Origin of the sequence: Pseudomonas sp. TH21, assembly GCF_016651025.1 — a bacterium.
GTDB classification, from domain to species: Bacteria; Pseudomonadota; Gammaproteobacteria; order Pseudomonadales; family Pseudomonadaceae; genus Aquipseudomonas; species Aquipseudomonas aylmerensis.
Window position 1 is genome coordinate 296,263 of record NZ_JAEKEQ010000001.1, and the last position, 16,129, is coordinate 312,391.

Consider the following 16,129-nt stretch of genomic DNA (forward strand, 5'->3'; position numbering starts at 1 on the left):
CCCGACCCCCTACGGAGCGCGCAATGCAGACTTGGTACCCGCAGATCAAACCCTACGCCCGGCACGATCTGGCCGTCGATGACACCCACACGCTGTACGTCGATGAAAGTGGCTCCCCCGAGGGCTTGCCCGTTGTCTTCATTCATGGCGGCCCCGGCGCCGGTTGCGACGCCCAGAGCCGCTGCTATTTTGACCCGAACCTGTACCGCATCGTCACCTTCGACCAGCGCGGCTGCGGGCGCTCCACGCCACGCGCCAGCCTGGAAAACAACACCACCTGGGACCTGGTCGCCGACCTCGAGCGCATCCGCGAACACCTGGGCATCGACAAATGGGTGCTGTTCGGCGGTTCCTGGGGGTCGACCCTGGCGCTGGCCTACGCGCAAACCCACCCCGAGCGTGTGCATGGCCTGATCGTGCGCGGCATCTTCCTGGCCCGCCCGCAGGATATCCACTGGTTCTACCAGGAGGGCGCGAGCCGCCTGTTCCCGGACTACTGGCAGGACTACATCGCGCCGATCCCGGCCGATGAGCGCCATGACATGATCACGGCCTACCACAAGCGCCTGACCGGCAACGACCAGATCGCCCAGATGCACGCGGCCAAAGCCTGGTCCGGCTGGGAAGGGCGCATGCTCGGCCTGTGCCCGAGCCCGCAGCATGTGGAGCGTTTTTCCGAGCCGCAACGTGCGCTGTCGATTGCGCGCATCGAGTGCCACTACTTCACCAACAACTCCTTCCTGGAACCCAACCAGCTGATTCGCGACATGCACAAGATCGCCCATCTGCCTGGCGTAATCATTCATGGGCGCTACGATATGATCTGCCCGCTGGATAACGCCTGGGAGCTGCACCAGGCCTGGCCCAACAGCGAGCTGCAGGTGATCCGCGAGGCGGGCCATGCCGCGTCCGAGCCGGGTATTACCGATGCGCTGGTGCGTGCGACCGCCGAAATGGCACGCCGCCTGCTTGATCTGCCGCCAGAAGAAGCATGAAGGGCCTGTTGCAACGGGTGCGTGGCGCCCGCGTCGAAGTAGACGGCGAAATCGTCGGGGCGATTGACCAGGGTTTGCTGGTGCTGGTGGCCGTCGAACCGTCGGATACGCCCGAAAGTGCCGATAAGCTGCTGCACAAGCTGCTTAACTACCGTGTGTTCAGCGACGACGAGGGCAAGATGAACCTGTCGTTGAAGGACATCGGCGGTGGTTTGCTGCTGGTGTCGCAGTTCACGCTGGCGGCGGACACCAAAAGCGGGCTGCGGCCAAGCTTCTCCACGGCGGCACCGCCCGCCCTCGGAGCGGCGCTATTTGATCACTTGCTGTTACAAGCGCAACAATTGCATGGCAAGGTGGCGTCGGGGCGTTTTGGTGCCGATATGCAGGTGCATTTGGTCAATGATGGCCCTGTGACCTTCCTCTTACAGACATGAATGTATTAAAAACGACTTTAATGCCTAAAAACGCAGGGTTTCGCTACAAATACTTCGTTGTCCCTGATGCGTTGTCTCGCGGGCTACTAGATAATCGCGCGCTACGGGGATCAGCGTTGTTTGGTCCATTTTTGACTTAGGTAGAGACTTGTCCGATCGCCATTGGGGAATCATTTTGACCCAGGGGAGTCGGAACAATGCTCGCCAACCTGGCATATAGATAGCTGGCCGTTGGTTTTTTGATCTGTTTTCGGCGAGGGTTGCTCGTGATTGTTAGTCCCTGTAATGCACCAAAATTGTCTGCCAAACGGTTACGAAACGCACTGGTGACGGGCTCTGCCCTGTTTTGCCTGTTCGGCGCGGGTCAACTGTGGGCATTCAGTCTGGATGATGTGTCGGCCAAGGCAAAAGAGCTGGCCGGGCAGAAATACGAAGCTCCGCGCAGCAATCTGCCGAACGAATTCCGCGAAATGAAATTCGCTGACTACCAAAAGATTCGTTTCCGCAACGAAAAAGCCGAGTGGGCCGATCAGAACACCCCGTTCAAGCTGTCCTTCTATCACCAGGGTATGCATTTCGATACACCGGTGAAAATCAACGAAGTCACTGCCGACAGCGTCCAGGAAATCAAATACGACCCGACGCGCTTCGATTTCGGCGACGTCAAGTTTGATCCCAAGGCCACCGAACAGCTGGGTTATGCCGGTTTCCGCGTGCTCTACCCGATCAACAAGGGCGACAAGCAAGACGAAATCATGACCATGCTCGGCGCCAGCTACTTCCGCGTCGTGGGCAAGGACCAGGTCTACGGCCTGTCCGCCCGTGGCATGGCGATCGATACCGCGCTGCCGTCCGGTGAAGAATTCCCGCGTTTCACCGAGTTCTGGATCGAGCGCCCGAAGCCGGGTGACAAGCACCTGGTGATCTTCGCCCTGCTGGACTCGCCACGTGCCACCGGCGCGTACCGCTTGATCCTGCGTCCGGGCACCGACACCGTGGTCGACGTCAAATCCCAGATGTTCCTGCGCGACAAGGTCAGCAAGCTGGGCGTTGCCCCGTTGACCTCGATGTTCCTGTTCGGCGCCAACCAGCCGTCCAAGGTCCTCAACTACCGCCGCGAGCTGCATGATTCCAGCGGCCTGTCGATCCATGCCGGTAACGGCGAGTGGATCTGGCGCCCACTGAACAACCCTAAACACCTGTCGGTCAGCAACTTCACCGTCGAGAACCCGCGTGGGTTCGGCCTGCTGCAGCGTGGTCGCAACTTCAGCCACTACGAAGACCTGGACGACAACTACGACAAGCGCCCAAGCGCCTGGATCGAGCCTGAAGGCGACTGGGGCAAGGGTTCCGTCGACCTGGTAGAGATCCCGACCGCCGACGAGACCAACGACAACATCGTGGCGTTCTGGAGCCCGGCCGAATTGCCGGAAGTCGGCAAGCCGCTGGATGTTGCCTATCGCCTGCACTGGACGCTGGACGACGCCGCGTTCCACTCGCCGGACAGCGCCTGGGTCAAGCAGACCCTGCGTTCCACCGGTGATGTGAAGCAATCGAACCTGATCCGCCAGCCGGATGGCAGCGTTGCCTACCTGGTCGACTTCGAAGGTCCGTCCCTGAAAAAACTGCTGCCGGACGCCCCGGTGCGCAGCCAGGTGAGCGTGGGTGACAACGCTGAAATCGTGGAAAACAGCGTGCGTTACAACGAGCACACCAAAGGCTGGCGCCTGACCCTGCGCATGAAGATCAAGGACGCAGGCAAGCCGACCGAAATGCGCGCCGCACTGGTGCAAGACATCGTGCAGCCGGAGCCGGAGCAGGTTTCGACGCAAGTGCTCAAGGCTGACAAGGTCCTGGCCAAGCAGCACGAGAAACAGGCCAAGAAAGACGCGAAAGACAAGGAAGCCAAGCAGCCAGAAGCTGCCCCAGCCACGCCGGAGCCGATCAAGACCGAGCAAGTCCTGACCGAAACCTGGAGCTATCAGTTGCCTGCCGATGAGTAATTCTCAAGTCCAGCCAGAGACTCTCTCCGAGTATCTGGCGCATCTCCCGATGACCGCTGAGCAGCGCGCCGAACTGGCGGGCTGCACATCCTTCACCGAGCTGCACGAGCGCTTGTCGTCGTCGACGTTCGATGCGCCGGTCGATGCCGCCCAGGCGTCGGTCGGCCGCCGGCTGACCCTGAACACGGCCGAAGAGCTGCAAGACGCCGAAATGCTCGCGCTCGACGCCAACGGTCGCGTGTGCCTCAAGGCCACGCCGCCGATTCGCCGTACCAAGGTCGTGCCTGAGCCATGGCGCACCAATATCCTGGTACGTGGCTGGCGGCGCCTGACCGGTCGCACCAACCCGCCGAAGCCGCCGAAAGACGAGCGTGTGTTGCCGGCTGCGCGCTGGCGTACCGTCGGTTCGATCCGCCGCTACATCCTGCTGGTGCTGATGCTCGGCCAGACCATCGTCGCCGGCTGGTACATGAAAGGCATCATGCCGTACCAGGGCTGGTCGCTGGTCGACTTCGACGAGATCCGCAACCAGACCCTGCTGCAAACCGCCACCCAGGTACTGCCTTACGCCCTGCAAACCAGCATCCTGATCATGTTCGGGATCTTGTTCTGCTGGGTTTCGGCCGGTTTCTGGACTGCGCTGATGGGCTTCCTGGAGTTGCTCACCGGCCACGACAAATACCGGATCTCCGGTAAAAGTGCCGGCGACGAGCCGATCCCGAAAGATGCGCGCACCGCGCTGGTGATGCCGATCTGCAACGAAGACGTGCCGCGTGTGTTTGCGGGGCTGCGCGCGACGTTCGAGTCGGTGGCCGCCACCGGTGACCTGGATCGCTTCGACTTCTTCGTGCTCAGCGACAGTAATGACGCCGACATCTGCATCGCCGAGCAGCAAGCCTGGCTCGACGTGTGCCGCGAAGCCGGCGGCTTCGGCAAGATCTTCTATCGCCGCCGTCGCCGTCGCGTCAAACGCAAGAGCGGCAACCTCGACGACTTCTGCCGTCGTTGGGGCGGTGACTACAAGTACATGGTAGTCCTCGACGCCGACAGCGTGATGAGCGGCGAATGCCTGACCAGCCTGGTCCGCCTGATGGAAGCCACGCCGGATGCCGGGATTATCCAGACCGCGCCGCGTGCGTCGGGCATGGACACCCTGTATGCACGCATGCAGCAGTTCGCCACCCGCGTCTACGGCCCGCTGTTCACTGCCGGCCTGCACTTCTGGCAGCTGGGTGAATCCCACTACTGGGGTCACAACGCAATCATCCGCATGAAGCCGTTTATCGAGCACTGCGCCCTCGCGCCGTTGCCGGGCAAGGGTGCGTTTGCCGGTGCGATTCTCTCCCACGACTTCGTCGAAGCCGCGCTGATGCGCCGTGCCGGCTGGGGCGTGTGGATTGCCTACGACCTGCCGGGCAGCTACGAAGAGTTGCCGCCGAACCTGCTCGACGAACTCAAGCGTGACCGTCGCTGGTGCCACGGCAACCTGATGAACTTCCGCCTGTTCCTCGTCAAAGGCATGCACCCGGTGCACCGCGCGGTGTTCCTGACCGGTGTGATGTCTTATCTGTCGGCCCCGTTGTGGTTCTTCTTCCTGGTGTTGTCCACCGCGTTGCTGGCGGTCAACACCCTGATGGAGCCGCAGTACTTCATGGCGCCACGCCAGTTGTACCCGCTGTGGCCGCAATGGCATCCGGACAAGGCGGTGGCGCTGTTCTCCACCACCATCGTGCTGCTGTTCCTGCCCAAGTTGCTGAGCATCATCCTGATCTGGGCCAAGGGCGCGAAAGAGTTCGGCGGCAAGTTCAAGGTGACCTTGTCGATGCTGCTGGAGATGTTGTTCTCCATGCTGCTGGCACCGGTGCGTATGATTTTCCACACGCGTTTCGTACTTGCCGCGTTCCTCGGCTGGGCTGCGACCTGGAATTCGCCGCAGCGTGACGATGACTCCACCCCCTGGAGCGAGGCGGTCAAGCGCCACGGCCCGCAAACCGTGCTCGGCTTCCTGTGGGCGCTGCTGGTGGTGTGGTTGAACCCAAGCTTCCTGTGGTGGCTGATCCCGATCGTCGGTTCGCTGATGCTGTCGATCCCGGTGTCGGTGATTTCCAGCCGGGTCAAGCTGGGCCTCAAGTCGCGTGACGAGAGCCTGTTCCTGATCCCTGAGGAATACAATCCGCCGCAAGCCCTGCTGTCGACCGAGAAGTACACCCACGAAAACCGTTGGCACGCACTCAACGACGGCTTCGTGCGTTCGGTGGTCGACCCGCAGCAGAACGCCCTGGCCTGCGCCCTGGCGACCTCGCGGCACCGTGAAGCGGAGCCGATCGAGTACGTGCGTGTCGAGCGTGTGCGTCATGCGTTGAAAGTCGGCCCTGCCGGCCTCAACAATGCCGAGCGCCTGGCCTTGCTCAGTGATCCGGTGGCCCTGGCCCGCCTGCACGAGCAGGTCTGGAGCGAAGGGCATCCCGAGTGGCTCGCCGCCTGGCGTGACTCGATCAAGGCCGATCCGCACGCGCCGTTGCTGCCGCTGCAACCGCTGTCGTCCCAGGCCCAACCGGCCTGATTCAGACGCCCCCGAGGGGTCTCCTCGGGGGTGTTCGAGACGCGTGTCCTACAGCGTTTCGACCCTCTTCCGTATCTCTCTAACTCCTTGTTATTTCGAAACAAAAGACCCTCGCCCGAGGCGTATTGCCGTGCGCGCGGCTGGGTTAGCATCGCCCCGAATTTGACGTAGTCACAGGGGGATTCATGAGTAAACGGTATTGTTCGGCACTGCTGATAGTCGCTGTCGCGTGGCTGCAGATCGGCCTGGTCCAGGCCGGGGCCATTGATGACGCCGTTCGGCGCGGCGTGCTCAAGGTGGGCACCACGCCCACTTACGTTCCGTTTGAAATGACCGACAAACAGGGGCATATCGTCGGCTTTGAAATCGACCTGCTCAAGGTGATGAGCCAGGCCCTGGGGGTGGAGCTGGAGCTGGTCAGCGTGCCCTATACGGAGCTGATGCCGGGGTTGCTGGCGAAGAAGTTCGACCTGATCGGCAGCGGCATGACGGTCACCCAGGAGCGCAACCTGAAGCTGAATTTCAGCGACTCTTTCATCGTGGTCGGCCAGTCCGTGCTGCTGCACCCCAGCCTGCTCGGCAAGGTCGGCAGCGTTGAAGACCTCGACGACGCCAGCTACCGCATCGCCACCACCGAAGGCACCACGGGCGAGGCGGCGGCGCAACGCTTTCTCGGCGCGGCGCGATTAAGCAGTTTTGCCACGCCGGAGGAGGGCGTGCATCAGGTGGTGACCGGTGCGGCCGATGCCTTTATCCATGATGCGCCCTACAACCTGATCGCCCTGGGGCGTCCGGAAAACAGCGCGCTGCTGGCCCTGGAACAGCCGTTCACCTTCGAACCACTGGCGTTTGGGGTAAAAAAGGGCGATTTCGACAGCCTCAACTGGATCAACCATTTTCTCAATCAGATCGCCCAGGACGGCACCTATGATCGCTTGCACGACAAGTGGTTTAAAGACACAGCCTGGTTGAAGGAAATCCACTGAAAGTCATAACTTCTTACACATCAATCCGTTGGCGCTTTGCCGTGTGCATGCGTCTAGTCCTGCGCTTGGCTGCACCGTTGTGGGGCCTTGGCGACATACGCCGATAACAATTACCCGTGAAACCTTTGTGACAGGCATCGAGTGGGTTAGGATCGCACCCCGAAATGGTGCAGCCCGTTTGCGCGCCGACCTCATAAGAAACGTTCAGGGGACTTGATGATGAAAAAGTATCTTTCGATGCTGCTGCTCGGCGTCACGGCGCTGGTTGCCGCCACTGCGGCCCAGGCCGGCGCCATCGACGATGCGGTCAAGCGCGGCACGCTGAAAGTCGGCATGGACCCGACCTACATGCCGTTCGAGATGACCGACAAGCGTGGCGAGATCATCGGCTTCGAAGTCGACATCCTCAAGGCCCTGGCCAAGTCCATGGGCGTCAAGCTGGAGCTGGTCTCCACCGGTTATGACGGGATCATCCCGGCGTTCCTGACCGGCAAGTTCGACATGATCGGCAGCGGCATGACCCTGACCCAGGAGCGCAACCTGCGCCTGAACTTCAGCGAACCCTTCATCGTCGTCGGCCAGACCCTGCTGATTCGCAAGGACCTGGAAGGCACCATCAAGTCCTACAAGGACCTGAACGACGAGAAATACCGCCTGACCTCCAAGCTCGGCACCACCGGTGAGATGGTCGCCAAGAAGCTGATCTCCAAGGCCAAGTACCACGGCTATGACAACGAGCAGGAAGGTGTGCTGGACGTGGTCAACGGCAAGGCCGACGCCTTTGTGTATGACGCCCCCTACAACGTGGTTGCCGAGAAAAAAGTCGGTAACGGCAAGCTGGTATTCCTGGAAGAACCTTTCACCTTCGAGCCGTTGGCGTTTGGCCTGAAAAAGGGTGACTACGACAGCATCAACTACATCAACAACTTCCTGCACCAGATCCGCAACGACGGCACCTACGATCGTATCCATGACAAGTGGTTCAAGAGCTCCGAGTGGCTCAAGGACATGGAATAAGTTCGGCTGAATACCGAGTCGCGTCCTTCGCGAGCAAGCCCGCTCCCACATTTTTGACCGCATTCTCAAGTTGGAACTCGGTCAAGTGTGGGAGCGGGCTTGCTCGCGAAAGCGGCCTGACAGGCGACATCAATCCCGGAACCTGAAATGAAACAGAAAAAAGCCCAATGGCCCTGGCACCTGCTGACCGTGGTCGTGCTGGTCGGCCTGGCCGGCGCGTTGTACTACGCCACGTCGTTGATGTCCTACGAATGGCGCTGGAACCGCGTACCGCAGTACTTCGCCTATCAGGCCGAAACGTCGCAGCGTGCCGCCGATATCTCCACCGTGGTCGAGCTGGTGCGCAAAGGCGATGTAGCCGAAGTGACCCTGCGCAACGATGCCGGCGTGGAGCAGAAGCTCAGCGTGGCCGACAACAGCCTGCAAGTGGCGCGCGGTGACGATGTGGCCGAGGGCGATGTGGTCGGTGTGACCCGGCATTGGGCGTTGGGGCCACTGATGTGGGGCTTGTGGACCACGTTGTGGCTGTCGGTGGTGTCTGGCATTCTCGGTTTGGCGATTGGATTGGCGACCGGGTTGTGCCGTCTGTCCACTAATCCGACCTTGCGCGATCTATCGACGATCTACGTCGAACTGGTGCGTGGTACACCGCTGTTGGTGCAGATCTTCATTTTCTATTTCTTTATCGGCACGGTGCTCAACCTGTCCCGCGAGTTTGCCGGGATCGCCGCACTGTCGCTGTTCACCGGTGCCTATGTGGCCGAGATTGTGCGCGCCGGCGTGCAGTCCATCACCCGTGGCCAGAACGAAGCCGCGCGCTCCCTGGGCCTGAGTGCCAGCCAGTCGATGCGCCACGTGGTACTGCCGCAGGCGTTCAAGCGCGTGCTGCCGCCGCTGGCCGGGCAATTTATCAGCCTGGTGAAAGACACCTCGCTGGTGTCGGTGATCGCGATTACCGAGCTGCTCAAGAGTGGCCGCGAGGTGATCACCACCTCGTTCTCGCCGTTTGAAATCCTGTTCTGCGTGGCAGGCCTGTACCTGCTGATCAACCTGCCGCTGTCGAAAATGGCCAGCCGGCTTGAGCGGAGGCTCGCGCAAAGTGATTGAAGTCCGCGATCTGGTAAAAGTCTTCGACACCCGTGGCCATGTGGTGCGCGCGGTGGATAACGTCACCACTCAAGTCGCCAAGGGCGAAGTGCTGGTGGTCATTGGCCCGTCGGGCTCCGGCAAGTCGACGTTCCTGCGCTGCCTCAACGGCCTGGAGGAATTCGATTCGGGTTCGGTGAGCATCGACGGCCTGCAACTGGCCGACCCGAAAACCGACGTGAACGCCTATCGCCGTGAAGTCGGCATGGTGTTCCAGCATTTCAACCTGTTCCCGCACATGACCGTGCTGGAAAACCTGTGCCTGGCGCAAAAAGTCGTGCGCAAGCGCGGCAAGCAGGAGCGCGAGGCCAAGGCCCTGGCGCTGCTGGAAAAGGTCGGTATTGCGCAGAAAGCCAACGAGTTCCCGTCGCGACTGTCCGGCGGCCAGCAACAGCGCGTGGCGATTGCCCGGGCGCTGGCGATGGAACCCAAGGTGATGCTGTTCGACGAACCGACCTCGGCGCTCGACCCGGAAATGGTCGGCGAAGTGCTGGACGTCATGAAGACCCTGGCCCTGGAAGGCATGACCATGGTCTGCGTGACCCACGAAATGGGCTTTGCCCGCGAAGTGGCGGACCGGGTGCTGTTCTTCGATCACGGTAAATTGCTCGAAGACGCGGCCCCGGCCGAGTTCTTCGACGCGCCGAAAGACCCACGGGCCCAGGCATTCTTGCGTCAGGTCCTGTAACGCGCGGGGGCGCTCAGACTTTGAACCGCCCCACGCACTGTTGCAGATCCGTTCCCAGCCGCGCCAGCTCGAGACTCGCCGCCGCCGTCTGCTCACTGGCGGTGGCGGTCTGTTCCGAGGCGTCGCGGACTTTCAAGACGCTGCGATTGATCTCCTCGGCAACTGCACTTTGCTCTTCGGCGGCTGCGGCGATCTGCGGGTTCATCTCCTGAATGACCGCCACGGTGCGGGCGATCTCGGTCAGGGCATCCCCGGCGTTGCGCGTCAGGGTGACGCTGTTGTCGGTCAGGGTGCGGCTGTAGTCCATGATGTCGGCCACTTGTTGCGTGCCGCTGTGCAAGCCCCCGATCAGCCCCTCGATTTCCTCGGCAGACTGTTGGGTCCGTTGCGCCAGGCTGCGGACCTCATCGGCAACCACCGCAAAGCCTCGGCCAGCTTCGCCAGCGCGTGCGGCTTCTATCGCGGCGTTGAGCGCCAGCAGGTTGGTCTGCTGTGACACGGACTTGATCACCTCCAGCACGCTGCCGATCTTCTGACTCTCGTGTTGCAGCGCCAGCATGGCCTGGCTTGAGCGCGCCATCTCATGGGCCAGGTGTTCAATCTGCGCGACGGCATCCGTCACCACCTGATCGCCCAATTCCGCTTGTTGATTGGCTTCGGCCGCGGCGATGGACGCCTGCTCGGCGTGGCGCGCCACCTCCTGGGCAGTGGCCAGCATCTGGTTCATGGCTGTCGCGACCTGCTCGGTTTCATCGCGCTGATGACTGACCCCGGCGCGGGTTTGCACGGTGATGGCCGCCAGCTCCTCGGCTGCACTGGCGATTTGCCGGGCGTTATCGCTGATATTGCCAATCAGCCCGCGCAGGTTCAGGGTCATTTGCGCCATGCTGCGTTGCAACTGGCCCAGTTCGTCCCGGCGCCTGGTCTGTATGTCGTGGCTCAGGTCGCCCTCGGCAATGCGATGGGCGACGTCCAGTGCCTTGCGCAGCGGCTTGACGATTTGCCCGGCAATCACCCAGGCGGCCAGGACGCCGAGGAGCAACGCCGCAGCGGTAACCCCAAGCATCTGGGTGCGGGCTTGCTCGGCCTCACTGTCGCGCCTGTGGGTCTGGTCCTGGCTCAATAGGTCGCTCTGCGCGAGCAGTTGATCCAGCTGTTGCTCCAGTTGGGTTTGCGTATTTTCCGTGGTCAGTTGGGTGTCCTTGAGACGCGTGAGGTAAGTGCGGGTGCCGAGCACGGTATTTTTCAGCAGGTTGCCGTCCACCGGCAGTTTCGCCACGGCGGCCTGGGCGGTTTCCAGGCTGCGCTCTGCGTCACCGATCGCCTGCGCGTAGGCCTCCAGCGAACTGGCGGCCCACGCGGGGCTCTGCGCGCGATCTTCGGCCTGCTCGATGGCCTGGCGCAGGTCTTCGATGGCATCCAGGGCTTTTGCGTCCTCCTGGTCAGGCAGGTCGCTGGCCAGTTGTGCCAGGACGTCGCCGGTTCGCGACGAGCTTTGTTTCAGCTGTTCACGGGCGCCCTCGCGCTTTTCAACCAGCAGGGGCACGTCCTTGAGTGTGGTTTTGAACGACGCTGAAATGCGCGTCATTTCCTGCAGGTATTCGATGGGTTTGGGTATTTTCAGTCGGCCGGAAAGCTCCACCAGCAGATCGTCGACTTTGCCCATGCTGACACTCAATTTATTCAGGCTGTTGGTATCGTCGAGGGTGCGATAAACAATTCTGTCGGCGCGCAGTTCCTCTCCCGTCACCGCCAGTTGCGCAAGTATCGTCAGCGTTTGTGATCGATAGAGCGAGGCGGCCAGGGCCTGCCAGCCGGTGACGGCAATCACCAGGCTCAGGGCCAGGACCAGCGAGAATCCCAGGACCAGCTTGAGGGTGACGCTGGCGTCACCCAACAGGTGCGTCATTCGAGCAAACATGATGACCCCTCCGACAAGAGAACAACGGGCGTTCTTGAGGTGCGCAAGCACATTGAACTGACTGAACGCTAGTTCTCGGGGCGCGACGGCGGGGCTGATAAGTGCGTAGGAAATTTCACAGGGTATGCGCGGCGACCCAGGACAGGTCGCCACGTGGGGTGGGCGTCAGACGCGGAAGCGGCTGACCAGCGCTTGCAGGTGCGTGCCCAGGCGCGCCAGTTCGGTGCTCGACGCAGCGGTTTCTTCGCTGGCCGCAGCGGTCTGTTCCGAGATGTCGCGCACATTGAGCACGCTGCGGTTGATCTCTTCGGCCACGGCGCTTTGCTGCTCGGCGGCGGTGGCGATCTGCGAGTTCATCGCCTGGATGGTCGATACCGTGCGGGTGATGCTGCCCAGGGCGCTGCCGGCACGGCGGGTCAGCTCGACGCTGCTGTCGGTGAGGCCACGGCTGTTGTCCATGATGTTCGCTACCTGCTGGGTGCCGCTTTGCAGGCCGACAATCAGCTCCTCGATCTCCTCGGTGGACTTCTGGGTGCGCTGGGCCAGGCTGCGCACTTCATCGGCCACTACCGCGAAGCCGCGGCCGGCTTCACCGGCCCGCGCGGCCTCGATCGCCGCGTTGAGGGCCAGCAGGTTGGTTTGCTGGGCCACGGACTTGATCACATCAAGCACGCTGCCGATCTTGTCGCTTTCGCGCTGCAGATGGCCCATGGCCTCGGTGGAATTACCGACCTCGGTGGCCAGGCGTTCGATCTGGGCGATGGCTTCGCCGACGACCTTGTCGCCTTCACGGGCTTGTTGATCGGCGGCTACAGCGGCCTCAGAAGCTTCCTCGGCGTTGCGCGCCACTTCCTGCACCGTGGCAGCCATTTCATTCATGGCGGTGGCCACTTGGTCGGTCTCGACTTTTTGGCTGTTGACGCCGGCGCTGGTCTGTTCCGTCACGGCCGACAACTGCTCGGCGGCGCTGGCGATCTGGGTGACGCCGTCGCTGATGCCGCCGATCAGTTCGCGCAGGCCTACGCTCATGCTTTGCATGGCGCGTTGCAGCTGGCCCAGCTCGTCCTTGCGCAGGGAAGTGAGGTTGTGGCTCAGGTCGCCGGAGGCTACGCGCTCGGCGACTTTGAGGGTCTGGTTCAGCGGAATGACGATCTGGCGCGTGATGGCCCAGGCCGCGACGACGCCGAAGATCAGCGCCAGTGCGGTGGCCAGCAGCAACAACTGTTTGGCTTGCGCTGCGTCGGTATCGCGCACCACTGTCTGGGAAGCCGTGAGTTTTTCGCTATGACCCAGCAGCACATCGCCCTGGGTGTTCATGATTGCCAGGGCCGCGGCACTGGCGACCTGGGAGTCGCGGTACTGGCTGACGGCCGCGCGGTAGGCTTGCAGCGAAACGCTGGCCTCTTGCAGGTTGGCCTGGAACTCGGCCGGCAGTTGGCCTTCGAGTTCGGTGATTTTCTTCAGGGCGTTGTCGATGGCATCCAGCGCCGGCTGTTCGGCCTCGACTTTGCCGCTGTAGGTGTAGCCGCGCACCTGGAAGCGTGATTGCTGGATCAGCTTGCTCAGGTCGACCACACGATTGAACTGGGTGACGCTGTCCCCTTGCAGCAGGGTTTTTTCGACTTCGTTGATCTTGGCGACGGCGTTGTCGGCGGTGTCGCCGAGTTTGCTGCGAGCCCCTTCACGCTTTAGGCCGGCCTGGACCATCGCGCCGAAGGCTTTTTTGTATTGGTTCAAGGCGTCCAGTTGTTGCTCGACCAGGGCCTTGTCGTCGGGTTGCTCGATCAGGGACTCGGCAGTTTTCAGGCCGTTTTCCAGCTGTGTGATCAGGTCATTGACCGCGCCGGTGCCCTGTTCGCCACGGCGGGTTTCGAAGTCCAGGCGCGCCAGGCGCAGGTCTTTGGTCAGCCCGGTGAGGCTGGAGATGAAGCCCAGCTTGTCACCACGGCTGATCACCTCGCCCAGCCCGGTCCAGCCGGTGAACGTGATCAACAGGGTCAGGATCAACACCAGGCCAAAACCTATGCCCAGCTTGCGGTTGACGCTCACATTCCCCAGCTTTTCGGCTAACCAACGATACATGCTGCGATCTCCCCTGGAACAAGGCTTGGACTTATCCAGGGGTTATCGGCAGAGCAGGAATATTCTGTAGGCGGAAGGGGTTGTGGCGAGCGGGCTTGTCCCGCGTTGGACTGTGCAGCAGGGCCGATCCAGCAGAATGCGGTGGGTCAGGTGTTCATGAGTGGTGGGTTTGGGGCCGCTTCGCAGCCCAACGCGGGGCAAGCCCGCTCGCCACAAAAAGCCCGCTCGCCACAAAAAGCCTGCTAGCCACACAAAGCAGGCTAGCCACAAAAAGCCCGCCATCCACAAAAATTCCACTTGTCTCAGCTGGCAGGCTTGCCAGGTCGCCCCTGAAACACCTTCATCCGCAACAAGTGGGGGATCAGAACAAGCGGGCGAGCAGGGCGGTGACGGCGGTTTCGACCCGCAGGATGCGCGCGCCCAGCTGGACTGGCTGCATTCCGGCCTTGCTCAGCAGGTCCACTTCATAGGGGATCCAGCCACCTTCCGGGCCAATGGCCAGGGTCACCGGTGTATCCAGCCCGCGCGGGCACGCCGGGTGATCGCCCGGATGGCCGATCAGGCCCAGGGTGCCCTCGGTCATGGCCGGCAGGCGGTCTTCGACGAAGGGTTTGAAGCGCTTCTCGATGATGATCTCGGGCAGCACGGTGTCGCGCGCCTGTTCAAGGCCGAGGATCAGTTGCTCGCGGATCGCCTCGGGTTCCAGGAACGGGGTTTGCCAGAAACTCTTTTCGACCCGATAGCTGTTGACCAGCACCACCTTGGGCACGCCCATGGCCGCTACGGTCTGCAGCACCCGACGCAGCATCTTCGGGCGCGGCAGGGCCAGCAGCAGGGTCAGCGGCAGTTTGGCCGGGGGCGGCAGGTCGAAGCTCACTTGCAGCTCGGCTTCGTGTGCTTCAAGGCGTTGCAGTTGCGCATTGCCCATCAGCCCGCCAATGCGGCCGACACGCAAGTTGTCGCCGACCGCCGCGCGGTGGACGTCCTGCATATGCACCAGGCGCCGATCACGCAAGATGACGCGGTCGGCCGCGATGAAGTCGGCCTCTTCGAGCAGCAGCAGGTTCACGGCTGGGTCGCTGGCGGCTGGTCGTCGTCGGCGGGTTGGTCATCCGGATGTTCGCCGCGCTTGCTGATCAGGGCGCTGAACAGGATGCCGATCTCGAACAGCATCCACATCGGCACGGCGAGCAGGGTCTGGGAGAAAATGTCCGGCGGCGTGAGGATCATGCCGACCACGAAGCAGCCGATGATCACGTACGGGCGGATTTTCTTCAGGTACTTCACGTCGACCACGCCGATCCACACCAGCAGCACCACCGCCACCGGGATTTCGAAGGCCACGCCGAAGGCGAAGAACAGCGTCATCACGAAGTCGAGGTAGCTGGTGATATCGGTCATCATCTCCACGCCAGCCGGGGTGGCGGCAGCGAAGAACTTGAAGATCAGCGGGAACACCAGGAAGTAGGCGAACGCCATGCCGGTGTAGAACAGCAGGATGCTCGACACCAGCAGCGGCACGGCGATGCGTTTCTCGTGCTTGTACAGCCCCGGCGCGATAAAGCCCCAGATCTGGTGCAGGATCACCGGGATGGCCAGGAACAGCGAGACCATCATGGTCAGCTTCAGCGGCGTGAGGAACGGCGACGAGACGTCGGTGGCGATCATCGTCGCGCCGGCCGGCAGGTACTGGCGCAAGGGCGTGGAGACGAAGGTGTAGATCTGCTGGGTGAAGGCGAACAGCCCGGCAAAGATGATGAAGATGGCCGCTACGCAACGCAGCAGGCGGGTACGCAACTCGGTGAGGTGCGAGACCAGCGGCATGTGCTGGTCGTTTTCCGGTTTATCAGCGCTCATGGGGCTCGCGGCGGCAATGTAGGGTCATGGGGAGCGGGCGACGCAACGGGCGTCGGCGCTGGCTCTGTCGGGGCGGGAACGCTCGGTGCCGGGGTCGGTTCCACCACGGGTGCAGGCTCGGCCGCGGCGGGCGGCGCGATACTGTGTTCCACCACAGGCTCCGCCGGTTTGGCGGGTTCCTGCACCGGAGACAGGATTTTGCGCGCTTCCTGCTCCAACGACAGGATATGTTCGTTGTGCAGCTGGCGACGGATCTCGTCGGCGCCGATTTCCCGTTCAACTTCCTGTTTGATGGCGTTGAAACTGCGTTTCAGGCGCCCGATCCACAGGCCGGCCGTGCGTGCGGCACCGGGCAGGCGTTCCGGCCCGAGTACCAGCAAGGCAACCAGGCCGACGAGGAGCAGTTCAGAGAAGCTGATACCAAACATTAGTCAGTG

The 16,129-nt window shown here is 62.2% G+C and carries 12 protein-coding genes and 2 pseudogenes; 8 read left to right on the forward strand and 6 right to left on the reverse strand.

All coding sequences use genetic code 11. From position 1 onward, the window contains the following. Positions 1 to 23: 23 nt before the first annotated feature. The 8 genes and pseudogenes from pip (at position 24) to JFU04_RS01280 (ending at position 9,832) form a co-directional block, all read left to right on the forward strand. Positions 24 to 995 (forward strand): prolyl aminopeptidase, encoded by a 972-nt coding sequence (pip, locus tag JFU04_RS01245; protein WP_065899862.1) that lies wholly within the window; start codon positions 24 to 26, stop codon positions 993 to 995. Beyond that, on the forward strand, positions 992 to 1,429 hold the full coding sequence (dtd, locus tag JFU04_RS01250) for a D-aminoacyl-tRNA deacylase (protein WP_106805386.1): 438 nt from the start codon (positions 992 to 994) through the stop codon (positions 1,427 to 1,429). Before pip ends, dtd begins: the two co-directional genes overlap by 4 nt. Positions 1,430 to 1,752: 323 nt before the next feature. Continuing rightward, complete coding sequence (locus JFU04_RS01255) at positions 1,753 to 3,432, forward strand: glucan biosynthesis protein G (RefSeq protein ID WP_207200698.1); 1,680 nt, start codon at positions 1,753 to 1,755, stop codon at positions 3,430 to 3,432. Further along, positions 3,425 to 5,997: pseudogene (gene mdoH, locus JFU04_RS01260) on the forward strand (glucans biosynthesis glucosyltransferase MdoH); the annotation flags it as partial. The gene JFU04_RS01255 and the pseudogene mdoH, both read left to right, overlap by 8 nt. Positions 5,998 to 6,180: 183 nt before the next feature. After that, the gene (locus JFU04_RS01265; RefSeq protein ID WP_201143377.1) at positions 6,181 to 6,981 is read left to right on the forward strand and encodes a transporter substrate-binding domain-containing protein; all 801 of its coding nucleotides are present in this window, start codon (positions 6,181 to 6,183) and stop codon (positions 6,979 to 6,981) included. Positions 6,982 to 7,200: 219 nt separating this feature from the next. Then, positions 7,201 to 7,998 carry a transporter substrate-binding domain-containing protein gene (locus tag JFU04_RS01270; protein ID WP_065899930.1) on the forward strand — a complete coding sequence of 266 codons (798 nt, stop codon included), beginning with the start codon at positions 7,201 to 7,203 and terminating at the stop codon, positions 7,996 to 7,998. Positions 7,999 to 8,145: 147 nt separating this feature from the next. Further along, on the forward strand, positions 8,146 to 9,105 hold the full coding sequence (locus JFU04_RS01275; RefSeq protein ID WP_065899870.1) for an amino acid ABC transporter permease: 960 nt from the start codon (positions 8,146 to 8,148) through the stop codon (positions 9,103 to 9,105). After that, on the forward strand, positions 9,098 to 9,832 hold the full coding sequence (locus JFU04_RS01280) for an amino acid ABC transporter ATP-binding protein (RefSeq protein WP_058423697.1): 735 nt from the start codon (positions 9,098 to 9,100) through the stop codon (positions 9,830 to 9,832). The genes JFU04_RS01275 and JFU04_RS01280 overlap by 8 nt, the downstream gene beginning before the upstream one ends. Positions 9,833 to 9,845: 13 nt before the next feature. On the opposite strand, the gene JFU04_RS01285 is transcribed toward JFU04_RS01280, so the two are convergent. The 6 genes and pseudogenes from JFU04_RS01285 to tatB all read right to left on the reverse strand — a co-directional run bounded on the left by JFU04_RS01285 (position 9,846) and on the right by tatB (position 16,120). Then, positions 9,846 to 11,753 carry a methyl-accepting chemotaxis protein gene (locus tag JFU04_RS01285; protein ID WP_065899872.1) on the reverse strand — a complete coding sequence of 636 codons (1,908 nt, stop codon included), beginning with the start codon at positions 11,751 to 11,753 and terminating at the stop codon, positions 9,846 to 9,848. A 165-nt stretch (positions 11,754 to 11,918) separates the two neighbouring features. Continuing rightward, positions 11,919 to 12,791 (reverse strand): methyl-accepting chemotaxis protein, encoded by an 873-nt coding sequence (locus JFU04_RS30495; RefSeq protein ID WP_404940330.1) that lies wholly within the window; start codon positions 12,789 to 12,791, stop codon positions 11,919 to 11,921. 33 nt (positions 12,792 to 12,824) lie between these two features. Beyond that, positions 12,825 to 13,835: pseudogene (locus JFU04_RS30500) on the reverse strand (methyl-accepting chemotaxis protein); the annotation flags it as partial. 361 nt (positions 13,836 to 14,196) lie between these two features. Then, entirely contained in the window at positions 14,197 to 14,904 is a 708-nt protein-coding gene (locus tag JFU04_RS01295; protein WP_065899879.1) for a 16S rRNA (uracil(1498)-N(3))-methyltransferase, read from the reverse strand. Continuing rightward, positions 14,901 to 15,692 carry a twin-arginine translocase subunit TatC gene (gene tatC / locus JFU04_RS01300; protein WP_065899881.1) on the reverse strand — a complete coding sequence of 264 codons (792 nt, stop codon included), beginning with the start codon at positions 15,690 to 15,692 and terminating at the stop codon, positions 14,901 to 14,903. Before tatC ends, JFU04_RS01295 begins: the two co-directional genes overlap by 4 nt. Beyond that, positions 15,689 to 16,120 carry a Sec-independent protein translocase protein TatB gene (gene tatB, locus JFU04_RS01305; RefSeq protein ID WP_106805383.1) on the reverse strand — a complete coding sequence of 144 codons (432 nt, stop codon included), beginning with the start codon at positions 16,118 to 16,120 and terminating at the stop codon, positions 15,689 to 15,691. Before tatB ends, tatC begins: the two co-directional genes overlap by 4 nt. Between the last annotated feature and the right edge of the window lie 9 nt (positions 16,121 to 16,129).